Origin of the sequence: Thauera linaloolentis 47Lol = DSM 12138 (assembly GCF_000310205.1) — a bacterium.
GTDB lineage: Bacteria > Pseudomonadota > Gammaproteobacteria > Burkholderiales > Rhodocyclaceae > Thauera > Thauera linaloolentis.
This window is the reverse complement of the sequence record NZ_AMXE01000028.1, coordinates 17,896-44,764: the sequence shown is the minus strand read 5'-3', so window position 1 is coordinate 44,764 and position 26,869 is coordinate 17,896. Positions and strand designations below refer to the sequence as shown.

The following is a 26,869-nucleotide window of genomic DNA, read 5'->3' as shown; positions in this document are numbered from 1 at the left end:
GGCCGCCGCCAGGGTTCGGGCCAGCCCGTGGCGCTGCAGCGCCGCCGGGGCGGCGGCACTGCCAGGGTGGGGCGCGCCGAGGGCGGAGGCGGCGCCGATGATCTTGACTCGGGAACGCGGCCCGGACGGCCGCAAGCTTGCATTCGTCATCGCACACCTCCCGTCCCGCCTCGTGCGGGAGCCGCTGGATTCTCCGGCTGGGCGCCTTGCCGATGTGGACGGGGGCGGCGGCGATTCGTTCAGCCGTTCAGCCGAACAGGCGGTACAGCTCCAGGCCGAGCAGCGCGGCGGCCAGCGCGCCGATCACGGCCAGCATGCGCCCTTGTAGGCGCTGGCCGGCGGCGAGCTGGTCGAGGCGCTGCTGCTGGGCGGCCTGCTGTTTGCCGGCCTCGGTCAGGTTCTGGTGGATCAGGCGCGGCAGTTGCGGCAGCATCCCCGCCCACGACGGCGCTTCTTCCTTGACGCCATGCACCAGCGCGCGAACGCCCATGCGCTCGTCCATCCAGCGTTCGAGGAAGGGCTTGGCGGTCTTCCACAGGTCGAGGTCCGGGTCGAGCTGGCGGCCCAGGCCTTCGATGTTGAGCAGGGTCTTCTGCAGCAGCACCAGCTGCGGCTGCACTTCCATTTCGAAGCGGCGCGCGGTCTGGAACAGGCGCAGCAGGGTCTTGCCGAAGGAGATGTCCTTGAGCGGCTTGTCGAAGATCGGTTCGCACACGGTGCGGATCGCCGCTTCGAACTCATCCACCCGGGTCTTCGCCGGCACCCAGCCGGCTTCGATGTGGGCAAGGGCCACGCGGCGGTAGTCGCGTTTGAAGAAAGCCAGGAAGTTCTGCGCGAGGTAGTTCTTGTCCACTTCGTTGAGCGTGCCCATGATGCCGAAGTCGAGTGCGATGTAGCGCCCGTCGCGATGCACGAAGATGTTGCCCGGATGCATGTCGGCATGGAAGAAGCCGTCGCGGAACACCTGGGTGAAGAAAATCTCGACACCGGCGCGCGACAGCGCCTTCAGGTCGTTGCCCTGGGCGAGCAGCGCGGGCGTCTGCGAAATCGGCACGCCGTGCATGCGCTCCATGACCATGACCCGGCTACCGCACCAGTCCCAGTGCACCTCCGGCACGATCAGCAGCGACGAATCCTTGAAGTTGCGCCGCAATTGCGAGCAGTTCGAGGCTTCGCGCATCAGGTCGAGTTCGTCGTGCAGGTGCTTGTTGAACTCGGCCACCACTTCGCGCGGTTTCAGGCGCCGGCCTTCGGGCCAGATCTTTTCGAGCAGCACCGCCGCGGCGTCGAGCAGGGCGAGGTCGTGCGCGATGACGCGGTCGATGCCCGGGCGCAACACCTTGACCGCGACCTTTGTGCCGTCCGGCAGGCAGGCGAAATGGACCTGCGCGACCGAGGCCGAGGCCACCGGCGTGCGCCCGAAGTCGCGGAACACCTCGTCGATCGGCCGGCCGTAGAAGCCTTCCAGCACGGCGAGCGCCTGCTCGGTGGGAATGGGTGGCACGCGGTCCTGCAGCAGCGCCAGTTCGTCGGCGAGATCCGGCGGCAGCAGGTCGCGGCGGGTGGACAGCATCTGGCCGAACTTGACGAAGATCGGGCCGAGCGATTCCAGCGCGCGGCGCAGCCGTACCGCGCGGGGTTCGGAAAAGCTGCGCCAGAAGAAGACGGCCTGCCAAGCCCGCGCCAGCCGGCCGCTGCTGTCGGCATCGAGGATCATGCGGTCCAGGCCGAAGCGCAGGCTGACGGAAACGATCTTGGTGAGGCGGAAGAGGCGCACGGTAGGGAGTGTGGCGGCGGCAAAGGCCGGACTTTAGCCGGAAAGCGCCGGGCGGGGAAAGAGCGGGGCGGCCGGCGGCGGCGCTAGCGGGTTTCCGCCTGGCGCAGGGACTTGACCAGATCCCTGACCACGCGCTGATGCGCGTCGGTGAGCGCCGCGATGTCGCGCATCAATTGGTAGTCGAATTCCGCGCCCGGTTCACAGGCGCGGACGGCCGTGCTTCCTTCGCCGAAACGCAGCCATTCGGCGCTCACGCCGAGCCAGTCGGCCAGTACCCGCAGTTTGTCCTGTGCGGGAATCGCCTCGCCTTCCAGCCACTTCCGCGTGGCGTGGAGCGTCACCGGAGAGCCCGCATAGCGGCGGTTGAATTCACGTGCCAGCGGCGTGGGGCGCGCCACGCCTGGCGCCACACGTGCAATGGCATCGCGCAGCCGGGTGCTGAAAGCGTCGCGTTCGAGGTAGTGCTGCATGGAGGTAACGCTAGCAGTGCGTAAACCCCCTATCGGTAAAAGTGTTTAAGTTGACCTGAAGTCAATTTTTGGATTCGATGTCACCGGCTCGTGCAGTGGAGGCCGCGGAACAGCGCCTCGCGGCCGGCGAACAGTTCGGCCAGGGTGTCGATGAACAGGCTCTTGCCGAAGCGACGCGGGCGCGACAGGAAGTAGTACTTGCCTTCGTCGAACAGGCGCAGCGCGAACGGGGTCTTGTCGACGTAGTAATGGCCTTCCTCGCGGATTTCGCGGAAGTTCTGGATGCCGATCGGCAGCTTCTTGCGGCTCATGGGCGGCGCTCGCGGGGTTCTGACATGCCTGCATTGTGAGGGCCGCGGCGCAGCGACAAGCCCGCGACCCCCGTGATGGCCGAAGGGAAGGCCCGTGCCGGCGCTGTAAATTGTTTCTTCAGGTATTCATTTTTTTGTTGACCTAAAGTATAGTTTTGCGTCATATGCATTAAGCTTGCCCTTCACGCCGCTGGCAGCGCCGTTGCTGCGGGTAGGAACGGCAAGGAGCGAACGACGATGGCGACGAAACAGCGGCTGCCTTATTTCAAGGTGGCCTTTCCCGGGCCGGTGGACGCCGTTTCCGACGGCATGTGGGAGAGCGGATGGCGGCGTCGGGCCTATATCGATCTGGGGCCATACCGCCTGCGGGATCTGGTGACCGATCCGCAGATGGACTGCGTGCTCGACGAAGCCGGCGGCGATCCGGATTCGGTCATCCGGCTGGGGCACTTCCTGACCTGGCGCTGGCTGCTGTCGGTGACTCGCGAAGGGCGGACCGAGCGTCAGGAGCCGATCCTCTTCATCCTCAGTACCGTGACCATCACGCTGGCTTTCGCGGTCGGCGGCTTCATCTGCCTTTTCTTCGCCGTCGGGCTGCTGGATGCCGTCGGTGGCGGACTGCTTCACGGGCTATTGAAGCCGTTGAGCACCATGCTGCTGGGCCTGGGGCTTCCGTTGGTCTGGGCCGTGCACATGGTGATGAACTTCAGGGCCTGGTCCGGTTCCTGACGGTGCCCGTAGGCACGCGGGGGCGGTCATGGCCCGCCGCCGTGCGGCGGGCCATGCTGCGACACGCGGCTGGATCAGAACTCCAGCCTGACCCCCACCGTCAGGTTGCGCCCCACCAGCGGTGCGACGTGCTTGATGAAGGAGCTGTGGTTGTAGGCGAGCTTGTCGGTCAGGTTGTTGGCCTTGACGTAGAGCAGCCACGGCAGGCCCTCGTACTTGCCACGGTAGCTCGCGCCCAGGTTCAGGATGTTGTAGCCGGCGGTCTCGCTTTCGAAGGCCGCGACCTTGTCCTGGCGGCCGACGCGGTACAGCTCTACTTCGCCCGTCCAGTTGTTCCAGTCGGCGTCGAGGCGCAGGCCGATGCGATGGGCGGGGATCCGCGGCAGGTCGCGGTCGCCGCCGCTGTCGAGGCGGGCGCGGACGTAGTCGCCGAACACCGTGGCGCCGAACACCGGGCTCAACTGCTGGCGGAGCCGGCCTTCGATGCCGGTGAAGCTGGCGTCGCGCTGGGCGTACTCGATGAGCTGGAAGCTCTCGTGCGTATCCAGGGTGTTGGCGTAGATGTAGTCCTTGACGCGGTTGTGGAAGACGCCGACCGAGAAGGTGGTGGCGCCTTCGGTCTTGCGCAGCGACAGGTCGATGTTGCGCGAGGTTTCCGCCTTCAGGTCGGGGTTGCCGACCTCCCAGGTACTGGTCGCGAGGTGGATGCCGTTGGCGTAGAGCTCCTCCGCGCTCGGCAGGCGCTGGGTGCGCGACAGCGACAGCCCCAGGGCGTATTGCGGGGCGAAGTTCCATACCGCGCCGAGCGATACCGAGTTGCCGCGGTGGCTGCGGTCGCGCTGTGCCGAGTCGACGTCGATGTCCTGCCATTCGTGGCGCAGGCCGGCTTCGAAGCGCCAGTCGCCGGTGGTGTATTCCTCGACGAGGAAGAGGCCGTGCTTCTTCGTCAGCGTGGGCGGGACGTAGGCTTCCTCGCCGTTGGCGCTGAAGTCGCGGCGCGAGGTCTGCAGGCCGACGGTGCCGCGCCAGCCGCCGAGCGGGGCGTGCTCCAGCTCGATGCGGCCGTCGTGCGCCTTGCTGCGGAAGCGGGTGGAAATGTGCTGCTCGCCGTCTTCCTTCTCGATTTCGTCATGCACGTAGTCGGTGTGCGCGGCGCGCAGGCGCAGGCGGGTGAAGCCGGGCAGCGGGTTGAACAGTTCGCCGCGCAAGTCCCAGCGCTTGCTGTCGAGCTTGACGAAGGGGACGCCGTGCGCGTGCTCATGGTCGTGATCGTGGTCATCGTGATCGTCGTCGCCATGGCCGTGGTCGTGCCCATGGCCGCCGCAGTGCAGGTGGTCGCCGTGCGGGTGGCAATCCTCGAATTCGTGGCTGTGGCCGGGGAGACCGTACTCGTTTTTCTGCCGGCTCCAGGCCACGCCGAGGTAGCCGCGCTCGCCGACCCAGGACAGGCCCAGGCTGCCGCTGTCGGTGGTGTTGTAGCTGCCGTCGACGCGGCGGCCGTCATGCCAGTCGTCGCCGACGCGATAGTCGTTCGCATCGCGCTTCAGCCCTTCGGCGTGGATGGCGATGTTGCCCGAGCCGGCGGTGATCTCGAAGGCGCCGACGCCTGCGCGCGCGGCACTGTCGGCACGCAGTTCGATGCTGCCCTCGACGCCGTTCTGCGGCACCGCGGTCGGGACCCGGTTGTCGAGCACATTGACGACGCCGCCGATGGCGCCGCCGCCGTAGGCGAGGGCCGAGGGGCCGCGCAGCACTTCGATCTGGCGGGTCAGCATCGGCTCCAGGGCGACGGCGTGGTCTGGGCTGATGCTGGAGGCGTCCATGATCTCGGCGCCGTCGGACAGCACCTTGACGCGGGGGCCGTCCATGCCGCGGATGATCGGGCGGCTGGCGCCGGCGCCGAACTGGCTGGCGGCGATGCCGGGTTCGCTGTTCAGGCTGTCGCCCAGCGTGGCGGCGCGGCGGCGGACGAGTTCGTCGCCTGCGAGGACGCTCACCGGCGTGCTCATGTCGTTCGCGCCGAGCGCGAGCGCGCTGGCGGACACGGTGACCGGCGCGAGGGCCGTGGCGCCGTCGGCGGCAGCTTGGTCCGCGGTGGCGGCGCCATGGGCGAAAGCCAGGAAGAGGCCCAGCGCGAGGGGGTGGAGGGCAAGGCGGAAAGCGGGGCGAGGCGTGAGGTGAAGCTTGGAAGACATTGGGGATTCCCTTGTTCTTTCTGTTTGGCCGGGGCGCATGCCGGCGTCGGGCAGCAGGTGTCCGACGGATGGCATGAAGCCTCACCGGCCGGCGGTGCCGGCAGTGGAAATGCCGCGCTATGCGGCAATCAGGCGAGGAGTGCGAACGGCGGGCAGCCGGGTGGGGCGCGGCAGCGCGGCCGGGGCAGGAGCGCGTCGGGAGAGGGGAGGAGGGCGGCTGCCGGCTGCCGAAGCGATGCGGCGGCATGGCCCGCGACAGCGGCGCTGCCGCCCAGCGGCATGTCGATGCCGATCAGCGCCAGGCATTCGAGGCAGGCGCTGGCGTGGTCGTCGTCGCTGCCGCGCGGGTCCTGGCCCGCGTCTCCTGTCTTGTCGGACATCGTGGCCCGGTCTTGCAGCGCGTCCGTGGCATGGCCGAGCAGGTGCGCCTGGGCCAGGGCTTGCACGCCGAGCAAGGCGAGCGCCAATGCCAGGGCCCACGCCAGCCGGGCCGCGATGCGGCCTGCGCGCGGCAGGCGGCGCAATACCAGGAGGCGGCTGACACGAGCGGCTGCGAACATGGGCGGATTCTAGGAGCATCATGGCTGATCTGCAACTTTGTTGCGCTAGCGCCCGGGGCTTTCCTTCGAAAGCCGGAAATCCGCGCTCACAAGCCTGCCGCGGAGTGTTGGGGGCGATCCGTTATAATCCAGCGTTTAGATTCCTTGCCGAGTGCCATGAGCGCCGACCCCAAAGTCCTGCTGACCGATCTGCTGAAGGCCGCGCTGAAGAGCGTGGCGCCGGACCATGTCGATACCCCCATCCTGCTGGAGCGCCCGAAACAGGCGAGCCATGGAGACTTCGCCACCAACCTCGCCCTGCAGCTCGCCAAGCCGCTGAAGCGCAACCCGCGCGAGCTGGCGGCGATGCTGCTGGCGGAGTTGCCGGCGTCGAAGCTGATCGCCGGATCCGAGGTGGCCGGGGCGGGCTTCATCAATTTCACCCTCGCCGCCGATGCCAAGACCGCCGTCGTGGCCGACGTGCTGGCCAGGGGAGCGGATTTCGGGCGCGGCGCGGCTAAGGGCGTGAAGGTGCAGGTGGAGTTCGTTTCCGCCAACCCGACCGGGCCGCTGCACGTCGGCCACGGCCGCGGCGCGGCCTATGGCGCGTCGCTGTCGGATGTGCTGGCCTTCGCCGGCTTCGAGGTGACGCGCGAGTACTACGTCAACGACGCCGGCCGCCAGATGGACATCCTCGCCCTGTCGACCTGGCTGCGCTACCTGGCCGCGTTCGGCATCGAGATCGCCTTCCCGCCCAATGCCTATCAGGGCGACTACGTCGTCGGCATGGGGCACGACATGCGCGATGCCCACCAGGACCGTTTCGCGCGCGTCACGGCCGAGCAGGTGCTGGCCGGCACGCCGGGCCTGCCGCCCGCCGAGCGCAATGACGACGAGGCCAAGCAGCAGCGCGAGGAGCACCTCGATGCGCTGATCGCCAATGCCAAGCGCCTGCTGGGCGACGACTACGCTTGGGTGCACGGCTTCGCGCTCAACGAGCAGCTCGGCGACGGCCGCGACGACCTGGGCGAGTTCGGCGTGCACTTCGACAAGTGGTTCTCCGAGCAGAGTCTGTTCGACACCGGCCTCGTCGAGCGCGCGGTGGCGCAGCTCGAAAAGCAGGGCCACATCTACCTGCAGGACGGCGCCAAGTGGTTCCGATCGACCGCGTTCGGCGACGAGAAGGACCGCGTCGTGCAGCGCGAGAATGGGCTGTACACCTACTTCGCCTCCGACATCGCCTACCACCTGAACAAGTACGAGCGCGGCTTCGACCGCATCATCGACATCTGGGGCGCCGACCATCACGGCTACATCCCGCGGGTGAAGGGCGCCATCGCCGCGCTCGGCCTGCCGCCGGAAAAGCTCGAAGTGGCCCTGGTGCAGTTCGCGGTGCTGTACCGCAATGGCCAGAAGACCTCGATGTCGACGCGCTCGGGCGAGTTCGTCACGCTGCGCGAGCTGCGCCACGAAGTCGGCAACGACGCCTGCCGCTTTTTCTACGTGCTGCGCAAGTCCGACCAGCACCTCGATTTCGACCTCGACCTGGCCAAGAGCCAGAGCAACGAGAACCCGGTGTATTACGTGCAGTACGCCCATGCCCGCGTATGCTCGGTGCTCAACCAATGGGGCGGCGAAGCCTCCGAACTGGCCGGGGCGGACTTCGGCCTGCTGCAGCACGAGCGCGAACTGGCGCTGTGCGCGCGCCTGTCGGCCTTCCCCGAATTGGTGCAGAACGCCGCGGCCGACCACGCGCCGCATCAGGTGGCCTTCTACCTGAAGGACCTCGCCGCCGATTTCCACGGCTGGTACAACGCCGAACGCATGCTGGTCGAGGACGAGGCGCTCAAGCTCGCCCGCCTGGCGCTGGCCGGGGCGGTACGCCAGGTGCTGGCCAGCGGGCTGGCGCTGCTCGGCGTGTCTGCGCCGGAATCCATGTAAGCCACGGAGACCTTCGTGAGTCGTGATCGCAAGCCTGCCCGCAAGCCCGCGCGCGCACCGTCGCGCAGCGGCGGCGGCACCCTGATCGGCATCTTCATCGGCCTAGTGTTCGGTGCCCTGATCGCCGCCGGCGCGGCCTGGTATTTCACCCGCGCCAATCCTTTCCAGTCGGCGCCTGCGGCGCCACGCATGCCGGCCACCGAGCGGCAGGCGCCGGCCGCGCTGCCGGGCAAGCCCGGCGACCGCCCCGTGGTGAAGCAGGATTTCGAGTTCTACAAGATCCTGCCCGAGGGCGACAACGTGCCGGCTCCCGCCGCTCCGCAGGCGAGGCCCACCGTGCCGCAGAAGCCGGTGGCGGTGCCCGCCCAGCAGGCGCCTGCGCCGGTGCAGGATGTGTCGGTGAAGCCGGCCGAGCGCCTGTACCTGCAGGTGGGTGCCTTCGAGAATCCGGGCGAGGCCGACAATTTGAAGGCGAGGCTGGCGCTGGCGGGCATCGAGGCCAGTGCCCAGCGGGCGCAACTGGCGGACGGCCGGATCGTGCATCGCGTGCGCATCGGTCCGTTTGCCCGGCCCGAGGACATGAATCCGACGCGCGCCCGCCTGGCCGAGGCCGGCTTCAATGCTTCGGTCAGCCGCAGTACCCCCTGATTAGTTCGCGGACGGTGGGAACGCTGCGGCGTTGCCGGCGTCTGAAAGCCGTTATCGATACTGGAGTCGCCCTGAATGAACCGTCGTGATGCCCTGAAGCAGCTTGCCGCCGTGTCCGCGGCCCTGCCGCTCGCCAACCTCGCCTGGGCGAAGGAACCGTTCGTGGTCCTGAACCCGGCGCAGCAGACCGATGATCCGTCCAAGATCGAGATCCTCGAGTTCTTCCACTACGGCTGCCCGCACTGCCGCGACTTCGATCCGCTGGTCGAGGCCTGGAGCAAGAAGCTGCCGGCCGACGTCAGCTTCCGCCAGGTGCCGGCGATCTGGAACAATCCGCAGCTCGCGGCGCTGGCGCGCCTGTTCTATGCCGCCGAGGCCTCGGGCGACCTGCACGCGCTGCATGGCAAGGTGTTCGTCGCGGTGCAGGACGAAAGGCGTCCGCTGCACACCGAGGATGGGGTGGGTGAATGGATCGGGGGCAAGGTGGCCGATCCCGCCAAGTTCATGGATGCGTACAAGTCGTTCGGCGTCAATTCGAAGCTGCAGCGTGCCGACCAGCTCGCGCGCGCGATGAAGGTCCAGGGCGTGCCGACGATGGCGGTGGATGGCCGCTTCCTGACCTCGGCGACGATGGCGGGCGGCCATGAGGGGACGCTGAAGGTGGTGGACGAGCTGGCCGGGCGGGTACGCAAGGAGCGCGGCGCAAAATGAGCGGGGACCGGCCCGGCGAGGCGGTCCCCGCCATCGACGATGCCGCCGGCGAACGCCGGGGCAGCCAGCGCTTCGTCGCCCGGCGCCGGGGCGAGCCCTGCTTCTGGGTCGTGGTGGGCGAGGAGCGCATCGCGCTCAACGACCTGTCCGCCGAAGGTTTCTCGTACCCGGCGGACGAGCCGCGGGAAAGCGGCGGCGCCTTCGGCTTCGTGCTGCAGCGCGACGGCGTGCCCGACGAGATCCGGGGCCGTGCCGAAGTGGCGAACTTCCTTGCCGGGGCGGCGCAGACCGGCTGCCGCTTCGTCAGCCTCGAAGACGATGGCGCGGAGCGCCTGCGCGACTGGCTCATCGCCCATGTGCTGATGACCGCGACGGTTCGCATCACCGAGAAAGACGCGGCGGCGATCGTGTCGGGTCCGTCCCTGATCTAGGCTCAATGCGGTTCAGTTAGCGCGCCCCGTCACGGCAGGAGCGGCTTTAGCCGTCAATCAGGCCGTGTTCGCGGCCAGATCCGCTCCTGCGGAAACAAGCCGCGCTTATCTGAACGGTATTGGGTCTAGGCTCCGCGGCTTTCTGCCCGTCCGTCCGCCAGGCCTTTCGGGCCGGTGGATGCGCGGGCTACATCCAGCCCCTTTCCTTGTAGTACCGCATCGCGCCCTCGTGCAGCGGGGCGGAGATGCCGTTCCTGACCATGTCTTCCGGCTCCAGTCCGGCGAAGGCCGGGTGCAGTTTCCTGAAGTCGTCGAAGTTCTCGAACACCGCCTTCACCATCGCATACACCGTGTCCGCCGGTACCTTGGCCGAGCTTACGACGCTCGCCACCACGCCGAAGGTCCGGGTCGGCTCGGGGTTGCCGGCATACATGCCGCCAGGGATGGTCGCGGACGCGAAGTAGGGGTGCTGGGCGAGGATCTTGTCCACGCCGGGGCCGGTGATCGGCACCAGTCTGGCGCCGCAGGTGGCGGTCGGGTCTTGGATGTTGGCGGCCGGGTGGCCGACGACATAGGCGAGGCCGTCTATCTTGTCGCCGCACAGGGCGGCGCCGTGCTCGTCCGGGCTGAACTCGGCGGCGAGCGAGAAGTCGGCGAAGCGCATGCCGATCGCGGGCAGCAGCACTTCCAGCGTGGCATGCTGGCCGGACCCCGGATTGCCGATGTTGAAGCGTTTGCCCTTGAAGTCTTCCATGCGGCCGATGCCGGCTTCCTTGCGCGCCAGTACGGTCAGGGGTTCGCTGTGCAGCGAGAACACCGCGCGCAGATCGGCGAACGCGCCCTTGCCCTTGAACTGGTCTTGGCCCTTCAGGGCCTTGTACTGGATGTCGGACTGGGAAATGCCGAACTCGCGTCCGCCGGCCTTGAGGGCGTCGATATTGGCAACCGATCCGCCGGTGCTCTCCACCGAGCAGCGGATGCCGTGGCGGATGCGGTCCTTGTTCATCAGGCGGCAGATCGCGCCGCCGGCGGCGTAGTAGACGCCGGTCACGCCGCCGGTGCCGATGGTGATGAATTTCTGCTGGGCATGCGCCGCGCCTGCACCGAAGCCGCCGAAGACGGCGAGCGCTGCCGCCAGAACACTGAGTCTCTTCATCCTTCCTCCTCGATGGATCGTCGCGTGAACGCGCCGCGCGCCGGATGCCGTCTCATCCCGCCCCTGCGTGGGGTCTGAGGGCACGAGCGGCCCGCAATGGATCGGCACGCCATACTAACGCCGCTTTGCCGCAGCGTCGCGGATCGGATGTGTGCCATGCGGCGCGCGGCCGGAAGGCCGGGCCACGGGGCCCCTGCTATCATTCGCTCCATGAATCCGGCGATCGAAACCTTCAGGACGGGCGGCGCACCTGATACGCATGTCGATGCCTGCGGGCGCAGGCATCCGCAGGCGGGTGGCGATGCCCGCATCGTTTCCCTGGTGCCGTCGCTGACCGAACTGATCTGCGACCTGGGCCTGGGCGCGCAGCTCGTGGGTCGTACCGGGTTCTGCATCCATCCCCGCGAGACGCTGCGCACGGTGCCCAAGGTCGGGGGAACCAAGGACGTGAAGGTCGATGTGCTGAGGGCGCTCGAACCGAGCCACCTGATCGTGAACGTCGATGAGAACCGGCGGGAAACGGTCGAGGAGCTTGCCGCCTTCGTGCCGAACGTGATCGTCACGCATCCTTGCGCTCCGGCGGACAACCTCGGGCTGTACCGGCTGTTCGGCGGCGTGTTCGGGCGCGAACGCGAGGCCGAGGCGTTGTGCGCCGCCTTGCAGTCCGCTCTGGACGAGGCCGCCGCCTTGCGCGCGCAGCTTGCCGGCGAGGCCGTGCTCTACCTGATCTGGCGCCAGCCGTGGATGACGGTGTCCCGCGAGACCTACATTTCGGCAATGCTCGATACGGTCGGCTGGCGCACGCTGCCGGAAGGCACGGGGCCGCGCTATCCCGCGTTCGATTGGGCGCTCGCGGCACGGGCGGAGCGGGTGTTCCTGTCGTCCGAACCCTATCATTTCAACGCCAGCCACCTGTCCGAAGTCGAATCCCTCGGCGGCCGGCCGGCGGCCCTGATCGATGGCGAAATGGTGTCGTGGTATGGCAGCAGGGCTGTCGCGGGGCTGCGCTATCTGCTCGGCTTGCGGCGCGAGCTGGCCGGGCTGGCAGCCGCTTGAGGCTGTCAGGCGCTGCGGGCGGGCAGCCCGTCGGCGATGAAGCGCTCCGGCGTCAGCACCTGGTAGCGGCCGCGCAGCAGGCGGTGGCGGCCGGCCCTGAGCAGGAGCTTGTCGCGAGTCAGCAGGTGGCTGGCGTCCGCGTCGAGCGCGATCTCGAGAAACTTCTGGTCGTCGGCATCGCGGCAGGCGGGTAGCGGCCGCATCGTATCCGCGCTTGCGCCGGGCAGGATGTCCAGGCGCGCACGGTAGCCGTCGAGTAGCGCCTGCCGGCCGGCCTCGTCGAGCTTGAACTGCGGGTAGGCGAGGACGTGCCGCAGTTCGTCCAGCGCATCCTCGCGCGATGCGAGCGTGCAGGCGCCGCCTTCTATCCATTCACGCAGCGAGGACAGGCGAGGGTCGCGGAACATCCACAGGGCGAGGATGGTGTTCGTGTCGAGGACGAGTCTGGCAGGCATGGCGGAGAGGTGGCGCGGCGGGGCGGTGGACGAAAAAACGGGGAGGGTCGCCCCTCCCCGCTTCGACCGGTCCGGCCCGATCAGGCCGCTTGCGTGGCGTCGATGCGGATCTTGACGAAGGAACCCGGTCCGTCTTCCAGCACCTTCAGCTTGCCCTTGGCCGGGTCGCGCGGCTCGGTCTGCTCGCCGTCGATGGCGGTCAGCCAGGACTGCCAGTCGGTCCACCACGAACCCTGGTTCTGCTGGGCGCCGGCCAGCCAGTCGTCGGCGCTGGCCGGCAGCTTGGCGGCCGGGTTGATCCAGTAGCCGTACTTGTTGGCCGCCGGCGGGTTGACGATGCCTGCGATGTGGCCCGATCCGCCCAGCACGAAGCGCACGGGGCCGCCGAACCTGCGCGCGCCCATGTAGGTGCTCTTCCACGGTGCGATGTGGTCTTCGATCGTCGAGATGAAGTAGCACGGCGTCTTGATCTTGCCGAGGTCGATCGCCACGCCGTCGACGCTGATGCCGCCCGGCTCGACGAGCTGGTTTTCCATGTACAGCTTGCGCAGGTAGAAGCTGTGCATCTTGGCCGGCATGCGGGTCGAGTCCGAGTTCCAGTACAGCAGGTCGAACGGGAACGGGTCCTTGCCCAGCAGGTAGTTGTTGACCACGAAGGACCAGATCAGGTCGTTGGCGCGCAGCATGTTGAAGGTGCCGGCCATTTCCGAGCCTTCGAGGTAGCCGCGCTCGAACATCTTCTTCTCGAGGCTGGAGACCTGGCCTTCGTCGATGAAGACGCCGAGTTCGCCCGGCTCGGTGAAGTCGGTCATCGTGGTGAAGAAGGTCGCGGCCGAGATCCGGCTGGCCTGCCGCTTGCCGGCCAGGTAGGCGAGCGCGGTGGCGAGCAGCGTGCCGCCCAGGCAGTAGCCGGCGGCGTTGATGGATTTCTCGCCGGTCTGCTGCTCGATGGCGTCGAGCGCGGCGATCACGCCTTCCAGCAGGTAGGAGTCGAAGGTCTTTTCCGCGTGGCGCTCATCGGGGTTCACCCACGAGATGACGAACACGGTGTGCCCCTGGTCGACACACCACTTGATGTACGAGTTCTTCTCGCGCAGGTCGAGGATGTAGAACTTATTGATCCAGGGCGGAATGATCAGCAGCGGCTTCTTCAGCACCTTGTCGGTGCTCGGCGTGTACTGGACCAGTTGCATCATGTCGGTCTGGAACACGACCTTGCCCGGCGTCGTGGCGACGTTCTTGCCCAGCTCGAAGGCCGAGGTGTCGGTCATCTTGACGCGCAACTGGCCACCGCCGTCCTCGACGTCGCGCAGCAGGTTGTTCAGGCCCTTCAGCAGGTTCTGGCCGCTGCTCTTGACGGTTTCGCGGAAGACTTCGGGGTTGGTGATCGCGAAGTTCGACGGCGACAGGGCGTCGATGTACTGGCGGGTGTAGAAGTTGACCTTCTTCTGCGTCTGTTCGTCCAGGCCATCCACGCAACACACGGTGTCGTGGATGTGGCGCGCGGCGATGAGGTAGGACTGCTTGATGAAATCGAACAGGAAGTGCTGTTCCCACTCCTCGTCCTTGAAGCGCTTGTCGGACTTTTCGGGTGCGGCGACCGGCGAGGCGTTGAGGCCGGCGAAGCGCATCATCGAGTGCTGCCACAGCGAGAAGTAATCCCACACCAGGCTCATCTGCGCCTGGGCGAGCTTGTACGGGTTCGACAGCAGCTTGGCCATCATGTCCATGAAGGCCTGGGCGATGCCCAGTTCGTCGGCGGGGGCGGTGATGCCCTTCTTCAACTGGCGGTTCACATGATCGCTGATCAGGTGCGAGGCGCGGCGGGCGACCTCGGCATAGGTCTTGGCGACCTCCTGGGGATCGGGCAGTTCGGCGTGAGGGGTCTCGTTCGAAGGTGCAGCCATGTTGTTTGAACTCCTGGTTTGCGACCGGAATGTCTCTCCGGCAGGTTTCTTTATTGATTGATATTGACGAAACGGGCCAGGCCATCGGCGCCGACTTCCCGGCGAAGCGCACCCCGCTTCTCCAGGTAGTTGAGGTGGGCGATGGCCTCCCCCATGGCGAACATGACCTGATGGGTGTCGAGCTCGCGCGGAAACAGCGTCGTCAGCAAATCTGCTGCCGTTCTGGCGGTGCCGCACTCGGCTTGCAGTGCAGCACAGCGTTCGCGGTGGTGGGCGACGAGTTGTTCCACTCTTGACCGAATACCCTTGAAAGGCTTGCCGTGCGATGGTAGCACGAGCGTGTCATCGGGCAAGTTGCAAAGCTCCCGAATGGCGTCGAGAAAGTCGCCGAGGGCGTCGTCATGCGGCGTTGCCGCATGGACGCTGACGTTGGTCGAGATGCGCGGCAGCAGCATGTCGCCCGAAATGAGCACTCCGAGTTCGCCGCAGTACAGGCTGGCGTGCTCGGGCGCGTGCCCGTAGCCGACGATGACGCGCCATTGGCGGCCGCCGATCGACAGCGTGCTGCCATGGCGCAGGCGCTCGTAGTGCGCGGGGATCTCGGGGACGCCGTGGCGGTAGGCGTTGCCGCGCGCGGCGAGCGCGGCGGCGCGCGCCTCGTCGAGGCCGTGGGCGCGGAACTGCGCGACCATGTCCGGCGCGCCGTAGCCCGGCGATTGATGCCAGATCGCCTTGCCGGTGAGATATTCGCCTAGGCTCATGTGTACGCTCGCGCCATCGCGCGCGGCCAGCCAGCTTGCCAGGCCGAGGTGGTCGGGGTGGTGATGGGTGACGACGACGCGCGTGACCGCGCGCGCGTCGTTGTCGAGCAGGCTTGCCCATGCGGCCCGCGTCTGCTCCGAACCGTAGCCGGCATCGACGATCACGCGTTCGCCGCCGTCGTCCAGCAGCCACAGGTTGATGTGGTCGAGGGCGAAGGGCAGGGGCATGCGCACCCAGTGCACGCCGTCGGCGACCTGGATCGTCGCCGCCTCGGCGGGGAGTTCGGGGAAAGGGTAATGCAGTTGGGGCATGGGGGCGTCTCCTGCTCTCTGGGATCGGTGGCTGCGGCGGCCTGGCGTTGCCGAAACCGTTGAAATCTGCTTAACTCTCGCAGGTTTATATAATTTTCTATTTACAAAACAACATCTTGCTGTTTTTGCCGTGCGCTGCGCGGTGTCAGTGGCTACCCGGACGACCATGGGCGACGAACAAACCTACACCATCACCGAGCTTGCGCGCGAATTCGACATCACGCCCCGGGCAATCCGCTTCTACGAGGATCAAGGCCTGCTGACGCCCGCACGCTCGGGACGGGCCCGCGTCTATACCAAGGCCGACCGCACCCGCCTCAAGCTCACGCTGCGGGGCAAGCGCCTGGGCCTGTCGCTCGCCGAGATCCGCGAACTGCTCGACATGTACGGCGGGGTGCGCAACTCCGCATCGCAACTCGAGCGTTTCCTCAATGTGCTCGCCACCCGGCGCGCGGCGATGGAGCAGCAGCGCCTGGACATCGAAGCCGTCCTGCTCGAGATCGACATGCTGGAGCAGCAGTGCCACGCCTTGCTCGGCCACAACGCGGAGGGCGCCGCCGCCGCGCGCGCCGAACTCGCGCGGCGCATCGATCAGGCCGACGTCGACTGAGCGACGGGGCGTGCCCCGTTTTTTCGATATCCAAGCTTACGTTGACGTAAACGTAAAAACAACGAAAATACGGACTCGAAGAACACGCCGCGAACAAGACCACTGCCACGGAGACAGATGCCATGCGCCCGGAGATGCTGCAGTTCCAGCCTCAGAACTCCGCCGACGGGCCGCGCCTGGCGGTGCACGGCAAGAGCGAGCACCCGTGCTGACGGGCGCCCGGCCTTGCCGCTGCGGCGCGGCGGAACGATCGTTCCCGAGGAACTGAAATGACTCTTCATCTGCGTGCACTGACGGCGGACGACAAGGTCGAACTCGAGCAGGTGCGGCAGTTCTTCCGCAATTACGCGGCGTGGCTGGGTGTGGATCTCAGCTACCAGGGCTTTGCCGACGAAGTCGCGAATCTGCCCGGTGCGTATGGCGAAGCCGACGGGCACCTGTTTTTCGCCGAGTTGGACGGCCGCCCGGCCGGCTGCGTGGGCGTGCGGCGCTTTTCCGAAGGCGTGTGCGAGATGAAGCGGCTCTACGTCGACCCGGACGCGCGCGGGCACGGCTTGGGGCGCCAGCTCGCGCTGGCGGCGATCAAGGCGGCGCAGGCGCTGGGCTACCGCCGCATCCTGCTCGACACCCTGCCGGCGATGCGCATCGCGGTGAAGCTTTACCGCGAACTGGGGTTCACCGAAGCGCCGGCCTACTACCCGAGCCCGGTCGAAGGCACGATCTTCCTCACGCTCGATCTGTCACAGTGGTCCGAGGCACAGATCGGCAACGACAACCTTTTCCACCTGTTCGACTACAACCAGGCGTGGTCGCGCCAGATGCAGCAGCTCGACCCGGATTTCTTCGAGAAGCTCTCCCACCTGCAGAGCCCGGAGTACCTGTGGATCGGCTGCTCCGATTCGCGCGTGCCGGCCAACCAGATCGTCGGCCTGCTGCCGGGCGAAGTCTTCGTGCATCGCAACGTTGCCAACGTGGTGGTGCATACCGATCTCAACTGCCTCGCGGTGATCCAGTACGCGGTGGATGTGCTGAAGGTGAAACACGTCATGGTCGTCGGCCACTATGGCTGCGGCGGTGTCAAGGCGGCGCTCGAGCGCGCCCGTGTCGGCCTCGTCGACCTGTGGCTGCGCCATGTGCAGGACGTGTACGTGCGCCACCTGCAGGCGGTCGACACGCTGCCGCCCGAACTGCGTCACGACCGCCTGTGCGAGCTGAACGTGCTCGAGCAGGTGGTCAATGTCGCGCAGACCGTGGTCGTGCAGGACGCCTGGCGGCGCGGCCAGCGCGTCACCGTGCATGGCTGGATCTACGGCCTGAAGAACGGCCTGATCCGCGACTTGGGGCTCAACGTCGGCCGCCCGCAGGATCTTATGCCGCGCTACGTCGCGGCGCTCGAAGCGCTCGGTCACTGAGCGCGGTTCGCAACAAGGCATCAAAACAGGAGAACAGCATGTCCGATCCCGTCGTCATCGTTTCCGCCGCCCGCACCCCGCTGGGCGGCTTCCAGGGCGATCTGTCCAGCCTCGGCACGCCGCAGCTCGGCGCCGCAGCCATCAGGTCGGCGGTCGAGCGCGCCGGCCTGAAACCGGAGCAGGTGCAGGAAGTGATCATGGGCTGCGTGCTGCCCGCCGGCCTCGGCCAGGCGCCGGCCCGCCAGGCCGCGCTCGGCGCCGGCCTGCCGCTGTCGGCCGGCTGCACCACCATCAACAAGGTGTGCGGCTCGGGCATGAAGGCCGCGATGCTGGCGCACGACCTGATCCTGGCCGGCACCAACGAGGTGATGGTCGCGGGCGGCATGGAGTCGATGTCCAACGCACCCTACCTGCTGCCCAAGGCACGCGCCGGCTACCGCCTCGGCCACGGCCAGACGCTGGACCACATGTTCCTCGACGGCCTGGAAGACAGCTATTCCAAGGAGAACAAGGGCCGCCTGATGGGCACTTTCGCCGAGGACTGCGCCGGCCACTTCGGCTTCAGCCGCCAGGCGCAGGATGAATTCGCCATCGCTTCGACCACCCGCGCCCAGGCCGCGATCAACAATGGGGATTTCAGTTGGGAAGTGGTGCCGGTGACGGTGTCCGGGCGCAAGGGCGATGTCGTCGTCGACAAGGACGAGCAGCCGCTGAAGGCGCAGATCGACAAGATCCCGTCGCTGAAGCCGGCCTTCCGCAAGGACGGCACGGTGACGCCGGCCAACTCCAGCTCGATCTCGGACGGCGCCGCGGCGCTGGTGCTGATGCGCAGGTCCACCGCCGACAGGCTCGGCCTGAAGCCGGTGGCGACCATCGTCGGCCATGCCACCCACGCGCAGGAGCCGGCTTGGTTCACCACCGCGCCGGTGGGGGCGATGCAGAAGGTGCTGGAAAAGGCCGGCTGGCGCACCGACGAGGTCGATCTGTGGGAAATCAACGAGGCCTTCGCGGTGGTGGCGATGGCGGCGATGCACGAGATGAAGCTGCCGCACGACAAGGTCAACGTCAATGGCGGCGCCTGCGCGCTGGGCCATCCGATCGGTGCCTCCGGCGCGCGCATTCTGGTATCGCTGATCGGCGCGCTGCGCAAGCGCGGCCTGAAGCGCGGCGTGGCCAGCCTGTGCATCGGCGGCGGCGAGGCGACGGCGATGGCGATCGAGGTCGACGCGGCTGTCGGCTGCGGCGGCTGAAAGGGGCATCGATCATGATTCTCACCCAGGAACAGGAACTCATCCGCGACTCGATGCGGGCCTTCGCGCAGGAGCGCCTGGCCCCGTTCGCGGCCGAATGGGACCGCAATCACACCTTTCCGCGCGAGGCGCTGAACGAGCTGGCCGAACTCGGCGCGCTCGGCATGGTGGTGCCCGAGGAATGGGGCGGTGCCGGCATGGACTACATGAGCCTGGTGCTGACGCTGGAAGAAGTCGCCGCCGGCGACGGCGCCACCTCGACCATCCTCAGCGTGCAGAACTCGCTGCCCTGCGGCATCCTCAACCGCTTCGGCACCGAGGCGCAGAAGGAAACCTGGCTCAGGCCGCTGGCCCGCGGCGAGAAGCTGGGCTGCTTCTGCCTCACCGAACCCCACGTCGGCTCCGACGCCGCGGCCATCCGCACCATTGCGGTGCGCGAGGGCGACGAATGGGTGCTGAACGGCGTCAAGCAGTTCATCACCACCGGCAAGCACGCCGACGTCGCCATCGTCTTCGCCGTCACCGACAAGGCGGCGGGCAAGAAAGGCATCACCTGCTTCCTGGTGCCGGCCAGCGCGCCGGGCTACCAGGTGGGGCGCATCGAGGAAAAGATGGGCCAGCGGGCCTCGGACACCACGCAGATCCTGTTCGAGAACTGCCGCATCCCGGCGGATTCGGTGATCGGCGCGGAGGGCGAAGGCTACCGGATCGCGCTGTCCAATCTGGAAGCCGGCCGCATCGGCATCGCCGCGCAGTGCCTCGGCATGGCGCGCGCCGCGCTGGAGGCGGCGATCAAGTATGCGCAGGAGCGCGAGAGCTTCGGCAAGCCGATCTTCGAGCACCAGGCGGTCAATTTCCGCCTCGCCGACATGGCGACGCAACTGGAGGCCGCGCGCCAGCTTGTGTGGCACGCCGCCAGCCTGAAGGACGCCGGCCGGCCCTGCCTCAAGGAGGCGTCGATGGCCAAGCTGTTCGCGTCCGAGATGGCCGAGCGCGTGTGCTCCGACGCCATCCAGGTGCATGGCGGCTATGGTTACGTCACCGACTTCCCGGTCGAACGCATCTACCGCGACGTGCGGGTGTGCCAGATCTACGAAGGCGCAAGCGACATCCAGAAGCTGGTCATCGGCCGCGCGCTGGCGGGCTGATCCACCACCGACCGGAATGACGGCCGGCCCCGCTCGGGATGAGCGGGGCCGGCCGTTTCGTTTTCCGTACCGGCTGTCTGCAAGGGGAAGGCCTGCTTTGGTATGACCAATTCGATAATAATTGCTGATGGGCACCTATAGCTGAGCTTTTCGGGTTTACCCATGCTCTTGGTAAAAAAACTAAAACATATAATCGCGCAGCGTGATCAGCCCTGTTTTGGTAAGACCAATATGCCGAGGCAGGGGCCCGTCCGGTAAAGCGAGGATGAAGGCGTTGGGCTGCCCGTCTGGGCGGAGCGCTTGTCCTGGCGGATGCCGCGGTATCGGGTTGCGGACGCGCGGAGTGGCCACCTGAGGAGCGATAACTTCAGAGGCCGTGTACATCGACCAAGGAAGGCAGGACATGGAATCCATCTGGCAGCAAAACTACGATCCCGCTGGGAACGTCTGGATTTCGGCGCTGGTAGCGCTGATACCGATCATCTTCTTCTTTCTCGCACTGACCAAGCTGCGCCTGAAGGGCTACGTGGCGGGCACCATCACCGTGGTGCTGGCGCTGGCCGTGGCCCTGCTGTTCTACCGGATGCCGGTTTCGGCGGCCCTGGCTTCGGGTGTGTACGGCTTCTTCTACGGCCTGTGGCCGATTGCGTGGATCATCGTCGCCGCGGTGTTCCTGTACAAGATCTCGATCGAGACCGGGCAGTTCGACATCATCCGTTCGTCGATCCTGTCGGTCACGCCCGACCAGCGCCTGCAACTGATCCTGGTGGGCTTCTGCTTCGGCGCCTTCCTGGAAGGCGCGGCCGGCTTCGGCGCCCCGGTGGCGATCACCGCCGCGCTGTTGGTCGGTCTGGGCTTCAAGCCGCTGTATGCCGCCGGTCTGTGCCTGATCGCCAACACCGCGCCGGTGGCCTTCGGCGCGATGGGCATCCCGATCATCGTCGCCGGGCAGGTCTCGGGCATCGATCCGTTCGCGATCGGCCAGATGGCCGGCCGCCAGCTGCCATTCATGACCATCATCGTGCTGTTCTGGCTGATGGCCATCATGGACGGCTGGCGCGGCATCAAGGAAACCTGGCCGGCCGTGCTGGTCGGCGGCGGCTCGTTCGCCATCGTGCAGTTCCTCACCGCCAACTACATCGGCCCCGAACTGCCGGACATCACCTCGGCCATCGTCTCGCTGGTCGCGCTGACGGCCTTCCTCAAGGTCTGGCAGCCCAAGCGCATCTTCCGCTTCGAAACCGAGGGCGCCACCACCACGGCTGGCAGCCCGGACAGCGCGCCGGTGACGCTGACCGCCGGCGTCGTGCTCAAGGCCTGGTCGCCGTTCATCATCCTCACCGCGATGGTGACGATCTGGAGCCTGAAGCCTTTCAAGGCGCTGTTCGCCGCCAATGGCGCGCTGGCCGACTGGGTGCTCAGCATTCCGGTGCCGCTGCTCCACAACCTGGTGGAAAAGGCTCCGCCGGTGGTGGCTTCGGCAACGCCCTACGGCGCGGTCTATGCGTTCAACTGGTTCTCCGCGACCGGTACCGCAATCATGATCGGCGCGGTGCTTACCGTCGCCTTCCTGCGCCTGAAGCCGGCCAGGGCCGTCGCCACCTTCGGCGAAACGCTCAAGAGCCTGGCGCTGCCGATCTACTCCATCGGCATGGTGCTGGCGTTCGCCTTCATCGCCAACTACTCTGGCCTGTCCGCGACGCTGGCGCTGGCGCTGGCACACACCGGCGACGCGTTCACGTTCTTCTCGCCCTTCCTGGGCTGGATCGGCGTGTTCCTGACGGGCTCGGACACCTCGGCCAACGCCCTGTTCGGCGCGCTGCAGGCGACCACCGCGCAGCAGCTCGGCCTGCCTGAAGTGCTGACGGTCGCGGCCAACACCACCGGCGGCGTCACCGGCAAGATGATCTCGCCGCAGTCCATCGCCATCGCGTGCGCGGCCGTGGGCCTGGCCGGCAAGGAGTCGGATCTGTTCCGTTTCACCGTGAAACATAGCCTGGTCTTCGCTGTTATCATCGGCGCCATGACGACGCTGCAGGCCTATGTCTTCCCGTGGATGATCCCCGTCGTTCACGCGGCACACTGAGCAAGTACGGAACCACGCGATGCGCCTGGCTGACCACGTTGCCGAGCAGCTCCATGCCCTCGTCCGGCAAGGCCAGTGGCGGCCGGGCGAGCGCCTGCCGGCCGAACGGCAGCTCGCCCAGCAACTGGGGGTTTCCCGGCCTTCACTGCGGGAAGCCATCCAGAAGCTGGTCAGCCAGGGCGTGCTCAGCAGCCGGCGCGGCGCGGGCACTTTCGTCCAGGAGCGCAACCGGGGCTTCCTGCTCGCGGGCACCTTCGAGCCCCTGGCCAACCTGCTCACCGCCGACCCCGAGTACCGCTACGACGTGCTGGAAGCGCGCCACGCGCTGGAAAGCAGCACCGCCTGGCATGCCGCGCTGCGCGCCACGCAGACCGACAAGGACCGCATCCAGCGCTGCTACGACGTCATGGTGCGCCACCAGAAGAGCGGCCACGCCGAACTGTCCGCGCGCGCCGATGCGCAGTTCCATCTCGCCATCGCCGAAGCCTCGCACAACGTGGTCCTGCTGCGCGTGATGCACAGCTTGTTCGAGCTGGTGTTCTCCACCGTCATGCAAAGCCGCCGCACCATGTTCACGCTGAGCTCGCCGGAAACCATCCACGAGCTGACGAACCAGCACCGGGCATTGATGCAGGCCATCCTCGACGGCGACGCACCGCAGGCGCGCGCGCAGATCGGCAACCACCTCGACTACGTGCGCGACACCGTGCGCCGCTTCGACGACGACGACGCCCGGCGCGCCCGCTATGGCCGCCTGCCCGAGGAAGCGCGCGTACCCACCCTGATTCCCGACGAACCGGGCTGATGTCCCGCAACCCCGGTCTCGACATCTGGAGACAAGCACAATGATCATTTCTTCCGCCAGCGACTATCGGGCCGCCGCGCAAAAGCGCCTGCCGCCCTTCCTGTTCCACTACATCGACGGCGGCGCCTACGCCGAAAAGACGCTGCGCCGCAACGTCGACGACCTCGCCGAAGTGGCCCTGCGCCAGCGCGTGCTCAAGGACATGAGCAAGCTCGACACCAGCATCGAGCTGTTCGGCGAAAAGCTGTCCATTCCCGTCGCCCTGTCGCCGGTCGGCCTTACCGGCATGTATGCCCGCCGCGGCGAAGTGCAGGCCGCGCGCGCCGCCGACGCCAAGGGCGTGCCCTTCTGCATGTCCAGCGTCTCGGTCTGCCCCATCGAGGAAGTCGTTCCCCGGATCAAACGCCCGATGTGGTTCCAGCTCTACGTGCTCAAGGACCGCGGCTTCATGCAGAACGCGCTCGAACGCGCGCAGGCCGCCGGCTGCTCGACGCTGGTATTCACCGTCGACATGCCGGTGCCCGGCGCGCGCTACCGCGACGCGCATTCCGGCATGAGCGGCCCCAACGCCGCCATGCGTCGCTACCTGCAAGCGGTGACGCACCCCCGCTGGGCCTGGGACGTGGGCCTGATGGGCAAGCCGCACGATCTGGGCAACATCTCGGCCTATCTGGGCAAGCCCACCGGGCTGGCAGACTACATGGGCTATCTGGGCGCCAACTTCGACCCCTCCATCTCGTGGAAGGACCTGGAGTGGATCCGCGAATTCTGGAAAGGCCCGATGGTCATCAAGGGCATCCTCGACCCCGAAGATGCCAGGGACGCGGTCCGCTTCGGCGCCGACGGCATCATCGTCTCCAACCACGGCGGCCGCCAGCTCGACGGCGTGCTGTCGTCCGCGCGCGCCTTGCCGGCGATCGCAGATGCGGTCAAGGGCCAGATCAAGATCCTCGCCGACTCCGGCGTACGCAACGGCCTGGACGTGGTGCGCATGATCGCCCTCGGCGCCGACGCGGTGATGATCGGCCGTGCCTACATCTACGCCCTGGCCGCCGCCGGCGAGGCCGGCGTGGCTCACCTGCTCGAACTGCTGGAAAAGGAAATGCGCGTGGCCATGACGCTGACCAGCGTCAGCCGGGTGGCGGACATCACCTCCGACCTGCTGGTGCACGAAGCCTGAAGGGGCGCCGTCCCGGCGCGCGCTTGCTGCTACGGCGAACGGCCGGTCCTGCTCGATGCGAGCGGGGCCGGCCGTTTTGCTTGTTGGTTCATGTCGGAGGATTTATGTCATTTCACTTTTTCATGAGGCAGCAGCAGCCCTTGATCACACACTTGCTGTTTTTTTCCGTCCAGGTATGCCAATGAACAAGACACAGGCAGAGGCGATGGTCCGAGCCGTTCTCGAACCGGGCTTTCGTGCCCACGAGGAAGCCCGCCGCAAGCGCCTCGACGAGGCGCAGGCCGAGGCTCGCCGCCGCCGGGTGGCCGGGTTTGCCCTCGTCGGTTTCGGCATCGGCGCCGCGCTTGGCTATTTCACGGATGAGCCCATGCCGCTCGGCGCCGGCCTGATCGGCAGCGTGGCGGGTTCCGTGCTCGGTTGGCTGGTGGTGTGGCGGCCGTCTGGGAACTGAGGGTCCTCCGGCCAGCAGTTCGTGGGTTTTCATGTTGCTTCCGGCGTGCTGGAGTCTGGAGTGGGTTGAGATGGTTTGGGGGTTGATTTTAAGAGACGATCAGTTTAATGTCGCTGCATGGAAGCCGAACAGCAAGTTCCCCGTCGCCGCGGCAGGCCGCCCAGACAGCGTGAAAACCTCATGGAGACACGCGAACTGCTGCTGCGCGCCGGTCTGGAAGTGCTCACCGAGAAGGGTTTCTCCGCGACCGGCATTGAGGAAATCCTGGGCCGGGTCGGGGTGCCGAAAGGTTCCTTCTACCACTATTTCGGCAGCAAGGAAGTCTTCGGCCTCGACCTGATCGAGCGCTACGGGGTGTTTTTCGCGCGCAAGCTGGATCGCCATCTCGGCAACCCGTCTCTCTCGCCCTTGAACCGTTTGCGCGCCTTCGTGGCCGATGCGACGGAGGGCATGGCCCGCCACGAATTCCGCCGCGGCTGCCTGATCGGAAACCTGGGGCAGGAAATGGGCGCGCTGCCCGAGAGCTTTCGCGCCCGGCTCAAGGAGACCTTCGAAGACTGGCAGGTCCGTTTCGCGGCCTGCCTGGGCGAGGCCCGGAAGGCGGGGGAACTGGCCCCCGAGGCGGACGCCGAGCGGTTTGCAGCGTTTTTCTGGATCGGCTGGGAGGGCGCGGTGCTGCGTGCCAAGCTCGAGCGCAGCGCGGAGCCGCTCGAAGTGTTTGCTGATTTTTTCTTTGCCAGCCTGCCGACGGGCTGATTTTTTTGTTTTTTCGTAGACGATCGGTCTAAATGAAGGAGGAAGGCATGTTCAAGGGCATATTGATCGAGAAGGACGAAGCAGGCTACCGCGCCAGCGTGAAGGACATCGACGAGGCGCAGTTGCCCGAGGGTAACGTCACGGTCCGCGTCAGCCATTCGACGATCAACTACAAGGATGGCCTGGCGATCACCGGCAAGGGGCCGGTGGTGCGGAAGTTCCCGATGGTGCCGGGCATCGACCTGGCCGGCGTGGTCGAGGACAGCTCGCATCCGGAATACAAGGCCGGAGATGCGGTGCTGCTCAACGGCTGGGGCGTCGGCGAAACGCACTGGGGCGGCCTGGCGCAGAAGGCGCGGCTGAACGGCGACTGGCTGGTGCCGCTGCCCGCGGCGTTCTCGCCGCAGCAGGCGATGGCGATCGGCACCGCGGGCTATACCGCGATGCTGTGCGTGCTGGCGCTGGAACGGCATGGCGTGAAGCCGGCGGATGGCGAAATTCTCGTCACCGGCGCGGCGGGCGGCGTGGGCAGCGTCGCCGTCGCGGTGCTGGCAAAACTGGGCTATGCGGTGGTTGCAATGACCGGCCGCACCAAGGATGCCGATTACCTGAAGGCGCTTGGTGCGAAGGACGTGGTGGACCGCGCCGATTTCTCTGCCCCCGGCAAACCGCTGGGCAGAGAGCGCTGGGCGGGTGCGGTCGATGTCGCCGGCAGCCATGTGCTGGCCAACGTCTGCGCGACGACGAAATACCGCGGCGTGGTGACCGCCTGCGGCCTGGCGGCGGGCATGGACCTGCCGGCGAGTGTCGCGCCCTTCATCCTGCGCGGCGTCACCTTGGCGGGTGTCGACAGCGTGATGTGCCCGCGCGCCGACCGCCTGCTGGCGTGGCAGCGCCTGGGCAGCGACCTCGACATCGCCAAGCTCGGCCAGATCAGCCGCGAGGTCGGCCTTGCCGAGGCGATTCCCCTTGCCGAAAGCATTCTGAAGGGCGAGGTGCGCGGCCGTGTCGTCGTGGACGTCAATCGATAAGAGAACTGCAGCATCCAGAGCCTGACCCATCCATTCGAAGGAGAAAAGCATGACCCAAGCACAACAAGCCGCCGTGAGCCGTTTCCCCGTCCCCGATCTGCAGGACATGCCCGAAGACATCCGGGCCCGGATCGTCGCCGTTCAGGAGAAGTCCGGTTTCATCCCCAACGTGTTCCTGACGTTGGCCCACCGGCCGGATGAGTTCCGGGCCTTCTTCGCCTATCACGACGCCCTGATGGAGAAGCCCGGCAACCTGACCAAGGCCGAGCGGGAAATGATCGTGGTGGCGACGAGCGGCGTGAATCAATGCCAGTACTGCGTGATCGCGCACGGCGCCATCCTGCGCATTCGTGCCAAGAACCCGCTGATTGCCGACCAGGTCGCCACCAACTACCGCAAGGCCGACATCACCGAGCGCCAGAAGGCGATGCTCGACTTCGCCATGAAGGTCTCGCAGACGGCCCACCTGGTCGGCGAGGCCGACTTCGAAGCGCTGCAGGCGCATGGCTTCAGCGAGGACGACGCCTGGGACATCGCAGGCATTTCGGCCTTCTTCGGCATGTCCAACCGTATTGCCAACGTGACCAACATGCGGCCCAATGCGGAGTTCTATTCGCTGGGCCGGTAAGGTTTCCAGGCGTCGTCCGCCTGGTTTCGGGACGGCCGGCCGGATCCGGTGGAGGAGGGGCTTCCGGTAAGGGGGCCTGCCACGGATCCGGCCGGCCGCCGAAGGCATGCAGG

General features: G+C 67.0%; 25 protein-coding genes and 1 pseudogene. 16 read left to right on the top strand and 10 right to left on the bottom strand.

Annotated elements, in window-relative coordinates; translation table 11 throughout:
* Positions 1-247: 247 nt before the first annotated feature.
* The 3 genes from ubiB to C666_RS09405 form a co-directional block, all read right to left on the bottom strand.
* Positions 248-1,777 carry a ubiquinone biosynthesis regulatory protein kinase UbiB gene (gene ubiB / locus C666_RS09415; RefSeq protein ID WP_004337458.1) on the bottom strand — a complete coding sequence of 510 codons (1,530 nt, stop codon included), beginning with the start codon at positions 1,775-1,777 and terminating at the stop codon, positions 248-250.
* Positions 1,778-1,860: 83 nt separating this feature from the next.
* Positions 1,861-2,247, bottom strand: coding sequence for a hypothetical protein (locus C666_RS09410; protein ID WP_004337456.1), 387 nt, complete (start codon positions 2,245-2,247; stop codon positions 1,861-1,863).
* An 80-nt stretch (positions 2,248-2,327) separates the two neighbouring features.
* Complete coding sequence (locus C666_RS09405) at positions 2,328-2,558, bottom strand: AAA family ATPase (RefSeq protein ID WP_004337454.1); 231 nt, start codon at positions 2,556-2,558, stop codon at positions 2,328-2,330.
* Between the two features lie 237 nt (positions 2,559-2,795).
* Between C666_RS09405 and C666_RS09400 the strand changes: the two genes are divergently transcribed.
* The gene (locus tag C666_RS09400; RefSeq protein ID WP_004337451.1) at positions 2,796-3,287 is read left to right on the top strand and encodes a hypothetical protein; all 492 of its coding nucleotides are present in this window, start codon (positions 2,796-2,798) and stop codon (positions 3,285-3,287) included.
* 74 nt (positions 3,288-3,361) lie between these two features.
* Here C666_RS09400 and C666_RS09395 read toward each other — a convergent pair whose 3' ends face one another.
* Entirely contained in the window at positions 3,362-5,482 is a 2,121-nt protein-coding gene (locus tag C666_RS09395) for a TonB-dependent receptor domain-containing protein (RefSeq protein WP_004337450.1), read from the bottom strand.
* Positions 5,483-5,610: 128 nt separating this feature from the next.
* Positions 5,611-6,042 carry a hypothetical protein gene (locus C666_RS09390; RefSeq protein ID WP_004337448.1) on the bottom strand — a complete coding sequence of 144 codons (432 nt, stop codon included), beginning with the start codon at positions 6,040-6,042 and terminating at the stop codon, positions 5,611-5,613.
* Between the two features lie 156 nt (positions 6,043-6,198).
* Between C666_RS09390 and argS the strand changes: the two genes are divergently transcribed.
* The 4 genes from argS (at position 6,199) to C666_RS09370 (ending at position 9,752) form a co-directional block, all read left to right on the top strand.
* A complete protein-coding gene (gene argS, locus C666_RS09385; protein WP_004337447.1) occupies positions 6,199-7,962 on the top strand; it encodes an arginine--tRNA ligase in 1,764 nt (587 codons plus the stop codon).
* Between the two features lie 15 nt (positions 7,963-7,977).
* The gene (locus tag C666_RS09380) at positions 7,978-8,610 is read left to right on the top strand and encodes an SPOR domain-containing protein (protein ID WP_004337445.1); all 633 of its coding nucleotides are present in this window, start codon (positions 7,978-7,980) and stop codon (positions 8,608-8,610) included.
* Positions 8,611-8,685: 75 nt separating this feature from the next.
* The gene (locus C666_RS09375) at positions 8,686-9,321 is read left to right on the top strand and encodes a thiol:disulfide interchange protein DsbA/DsbL (protein ID WP_004337443.1); all 636 of its coding nucleotides are present in this window, start codon (positions 8,686-8,688) and stop codon (positions 9,319-9,321) included.
* Positions 9,318-9,752 (top strand): hypothetical protein, encoded by a 435-nt coding sequence (locus tag C666_RS09370; protein ID WP_004337442.1) that lies wholly within the window; start codon positions 9,318-9,320, stop codon positions 9,750-9,752. Before C666_RS09375 ends, C666_RS09370 begins: the two co-directional genes overlap by 4 nt.
* Positions 9,753-9,939: 187 nt before the next feature.
* Here the strand turns inward: C666_RS09370 and C666_RS09365 are convergent, their stop codons facing one another.
* Positions 9,940-10,908, bottom strand: coding sequence for a TAXI family TRAP transporter solute-binding subunit (locus C666_RS09365; protein ID WP_004337440.1), 969 nt, complete (start codon positions 10,906-10,908; stop codon positions 9,940-9,942).
* A 210-nt stretch (positions 10,909-11,118) separates the two neighbouring features.
* On the opposite strand from C666_RS09365, the gene C666_RS09360 reads away from it, so the two are divergent.
* Positions 11,119-11,964: a helical backbone metal receptor gene (locus tag C666_RS09360; RefSeq protein WP_004337438.1), complete on the top strand. Its 846-nt coding sequence runs from the start codon at positions 11,119-11,121 to the stop codon at positions 11,962-11,964.
* A 5-nt stretch (positions 11,965-11,969) separates the two neighbouring features.
* Here the strand turns inward: C666_RS09360 and C666_RS09355 are convergent, their stop codons facing one another.
* The 3 genes from C666_RS09355 to C666_RS09345 form a co-directional block, all read right to left on the bottom strand.
* Positions 11,970-12,419 (bottom strand): putative toxin-antitoxin system toxin component, PIN family, encoded by a 450-nt coding sequence (locus C666_RS09355; protein ID WP_004337437.1) that lies wholly within the window; start codon positions 12,417-12,419, stop codon positions 11,970-11,972.
* An 80-nt stretch (positions 12,420-12,499) separates the two neighbouring features.
* Positions 12,500-14,326 carry a class I poly(R)-hydroxyalkanoic acid synthase gene (phaC, locus tag C666_RS09350; RefSeq protein ID WP_004337435.1) on the bottom strand — a complete coding sequence of 609 codons (1,827 nt, stop codon included), beginning with the start codon at positions 14,324-14,326 and terminating at the stop codon, positions 12,500-12,502.
* Between the two features lie 50 nt (positions 14,327-14,376).
* Positions 14,377-15,399 (bottom strand): MBL fold metallo-hydrolase, encoded by a 1,023-nt coding sequence (locus C666_RS09345; protein ID WP_004337433.1) that lies wholly within the window; start codon positions 15,397-15,399, stop codon positions 14,377-14,379.
* 166 nt (positions 15,400-15,565) lie between these two features.
* Between C666_RS09345 and C666_RS09340 the strand changes: the two genes are divergently transcribed.
* The 7 genes and pseudogenes from C666_RS09340 to lldD all read left to right on the top strand — a co-directional run bounded on the left by C666_RS09340 (position 15,566) and on the right by lldD (position 23,890).
* Complete coding sequence (locus C666_RS09340; protein WP_004337431.1) at positions 15,566-16,009, top strand: MerR family transcriptional regulator; 444 nt, start codon at positions 15,566-15,568, stop codon at positions 16,007-16,009.
* Between the two features lie 251 nt (positions 16,010-16,260).
* Positions 16,261-17,421 (top strand): annotated as a pseudogene (gene can / locus C666_RS09335) (carbonate dehydratase); the annotation flags it as partial.
* Positions 17,422-17,459: 38 nt separating this feature from the next.
* Positions 17,460-18,671, top strand: a complete 1,212-nt coding sequence (locus C666_RS09330; protein ID WP_004337429.1) for an acetyl-CoA C-acetyltransferase — start codon at positions 17,460-17,462, stop codon at positions 18,669-18,671.
* A gap of 14 nt (positions 18,672-18,685) precedes the next feature.
* Positions 18,686-19,819 carry an acyl-CoA dehydrogenase gene (locus tag C666_RS09325; RefSeq protein ID WP_004337428.1) on the top strand — a complete coding sequence of 378 codons (1,134 nt, stop codon included), beginning with the start codon at positions 18,686-18,688 and terminating at the stop codon, positions 19,817-19,819.
* 403 nt (positions 19,820-20,222) lie between these two features.
* Positions 20,223-21,905: an L-lactate permease gene (gene lldP / locus C666_RS09320; RefSeq protein ID WP_004337427.1), complete on the top strand. Its 1,683-nt coding sequence runs from the start codon at positions 20,223-20,225 to the stop codon at positions 21,903-21,905.
* A 19-nt stretch (positions 21,906-21,924) separates the two neighbouring features.
* Positions 21,925-22,710: a transcriptional regulator LldR gene (lldR, locus tag C666_RS09315; RefSeq protein ID WP_004337426.1), complete on the top strand. Its 786-nt coding sequence runs from the start codon at positions 21,925-21,927 to the stop codon at positions 22,708-22,710.
* A gap of 40 nt (positions 22,711-22,750) precedes the next feature.
* Positions 22,751-23,890: an FMN-dependent L-lactate dehydrogenase LldD gene (gene lldD, locus C666_RS09310; RefSeq protein ID WP_004337425.1), complete on the top strand. Its 1,140-nt coding sequence runs from the start codon at positions 22,751-22,753 to the stop codon at positions 23,888-23,890.
* 112 nt (positions 23,891-24,002) lie between these two features.
* Here lldD and C666_RS20445 read toward each other — a convergent pair whose 3' ends face one another.
* On the bottom strand, positions 24,003-24,374 hold the full coding sequence (locus tag C666_RS20445; RefSeq protein ID WP_157280489.1) for a hypothetical protein: 372 nt from the start codon (positions 24,372-24,374) through the stop codon (positions 24,003-24,005).
* Positions 24,375-24,458: 84 nt separating this feature from the next.
* Here C666_RS20445 and acuR point away from each other — a divergent pair, with 84 nt between their 5' ends.
* From acuR to C666_RS09290, 3 genes are read left to right on the top strand one after another with little or no spacing between them, the layout of a single operon-like run.
* Positions 24,459-25,097, top strand: coding sequence for an acrylate utilization transcriptional regulator AcuR (gene acuR / locus C666_RS09300; protein ID WP_028792329.1), 639 nt, complete (start codon positions 24,459-24,461; stop codon positions 25,095-25,097).
* 47 nt (positions 25,098-25,144) lie between these two features.
* On the top strand, positions 25,145-26,128 hold the full coding sequence (gene acuI / locus C666_RS09295; protein WP_004337418.1) for an acrylyl-CoA reductase (NADPH): 984 nt from the start codon (positions 25,145-25,147) through the stop codon (positions 26,126-26,128).
* 49 nt (positions 26,129-26,177) lie between these two features.
* A complete protein-coding gene (locus tag C666_RS09290) occupies positions 26,178-26,756 on the top strand; it encodes a peroxidase-related enzyme (protein WP_004337417.1) in 579 nt (192 codons plus the stop codon).
* Positions 26,757-26,869 lie beyond the last annotated feature (113 nt).

Coding starts and splice junctions, on each gene's coding strand:
- C666_RS09370 (WP_004337442.1), top strand. CDS start 9,318: ATGAGCGGGGACCGGCCCGGCGAGGCGGTCCCCGCCATCGACGATGCC.
- C666_RS09330 (WP_004337429.1), top strand. CDS start 17,460: ATGTCCGATCCCGTCGTCATCGTTTCCGCCGCCCGCACCCCGCTGGGC.
- argS (WP_004337447.1), top strand. CDS start 6,199: ATGAGCGCCGACCCCAAAGTCCTGCTGACCGATCTGCTGAAGGCCGCG.
- C666_RS09405 (WP_004337454.1), bottom strand. CDS start 2,558: ATGAGCCGCAAGAAGCTGCCGATCGGCATCCAGAACTTCCGCGAAATC.
- C666_RS09365 (WP_004337440.1), bottom strand. CDS start 10,908: ATGAAGAGACTCAGTGTTCTGGCGGCAGCGCTCGCCGTCTTCGGCGGC.
- C666_RS09355 (WP_004337437.1), bottom strand. CDS start 12,419: ATGCCTGCCAGACTCGTCCTCGACACGAACACCATCCTCGCCCTGTGG.
- C666_RS20445 (WP_157280489.1), bottom strand. CDS start 24,374: ATGAAAACCCACGAACTGCTGGCCGGAGGACCCTCAGTTCCCAGACGG.
- C666_RS09400 (WP_004337451.1), top strand. CDS start 2,796: ATGGCGACGAAACAGCGGCTGCCTTATTTCAAGGTGGCCTTTCCCGGG.
- acuI (WP_004337418.1), top strand. CDS start 25,145: ATGTTCAAGGGCATATTGATCGAGAAGGACGAAGCAGGCTACCGCGCC.
- C666_RS09410 (WP_004337456.1), bottom strand. CDS start 2,247: ATGCAGCACTACCTCGAACGCGACGCTTTCAGCACCCGGCTGCGCGAT.
- C666_RS09360 (WP_004337438.1), top strand. CDS start 11,119: ATGAATCCGGCGATCGAAACCTTCAGGACGGGCGGCGCACCTGATACG.
- C666_RS09390 (WP_004337448.1), bottom strand. CDS start 6,042: ATGTTCGCAGCCGCTCGTGTCAGCCGCCTCCTGGTATTGCGCCGCCTG.
- lldR (WP_004337426.1), top strand. CDS start 21,925: ATGCGCCTGGCTGACCACGTTGCCGAGCAGCTCCATGCCCTCGTCCGG.
- phaC (WP_004337435.1), bottom strand. CDS start 14,326: ATGGCTGCACCTTCGAACGAGACCCCTCACGCCGAACTGCCCGATCCC.
- lldD (WP_004337425.1), top strand. CDS start 22,751: ATGATCATTTCTTCCGCCAGCGACTATCGGGCCGCCGCGCAAAAGCGC.
- C666_RS09395 (WP_004337450.1), bottom strand. CDS start 5,482: ATGTCTTCCAAGCTTCACCTCACGCCTCGCCCCGCTTTCCGCCTTGCC.
- C666_RS09345 (WP_004337433.1), bottom strand. CDS start 15,399: ATGCCCCAACTGCATTACCCTTTCCCCGAACTCCCCGCCGAGGCGGCG.
- C666_RS09375 (WP_004337443.1), top strand. CDS start 8,686: ATGAACCGTCGTGATGCCCTGAAGCAGCTTGCCGCCGTGTCCGCGGCC.
- C666_RS09325 (WP_004337428.1), top strand. CDS start 18,686: ATGATTCTCACCCAGGAACAGGAACTCATCCGCGACTCGATGCGGGCC.
- C666_RS09340 (WP_004337431.1), top strand. CDS start 15,566: ATGGGCGACGAACAAACCTACACCATCACCGAGCTTGCGCGCGAATTC.
- lldP (WP_004337427.1), top strand. CDS start 20,223: ATGGAATCCATCTGGCAGCAAAACTACGATCCCGCTGGGAACGTCTGG.
- C666_RS09290 (WP_004337417.1), top strand. CDS start 26,178: ATGACCCAAGCACAACAAGCCGCCGTGAGCCGTTTCCCCGTCCCCGAT.
- acuR (WP_028792329.1), top strand. CDS start 24,459: ATGGAAGCCGAACAGCAAGTTCCCCGTCGCCGCGGCAGGCCGCCCAGA.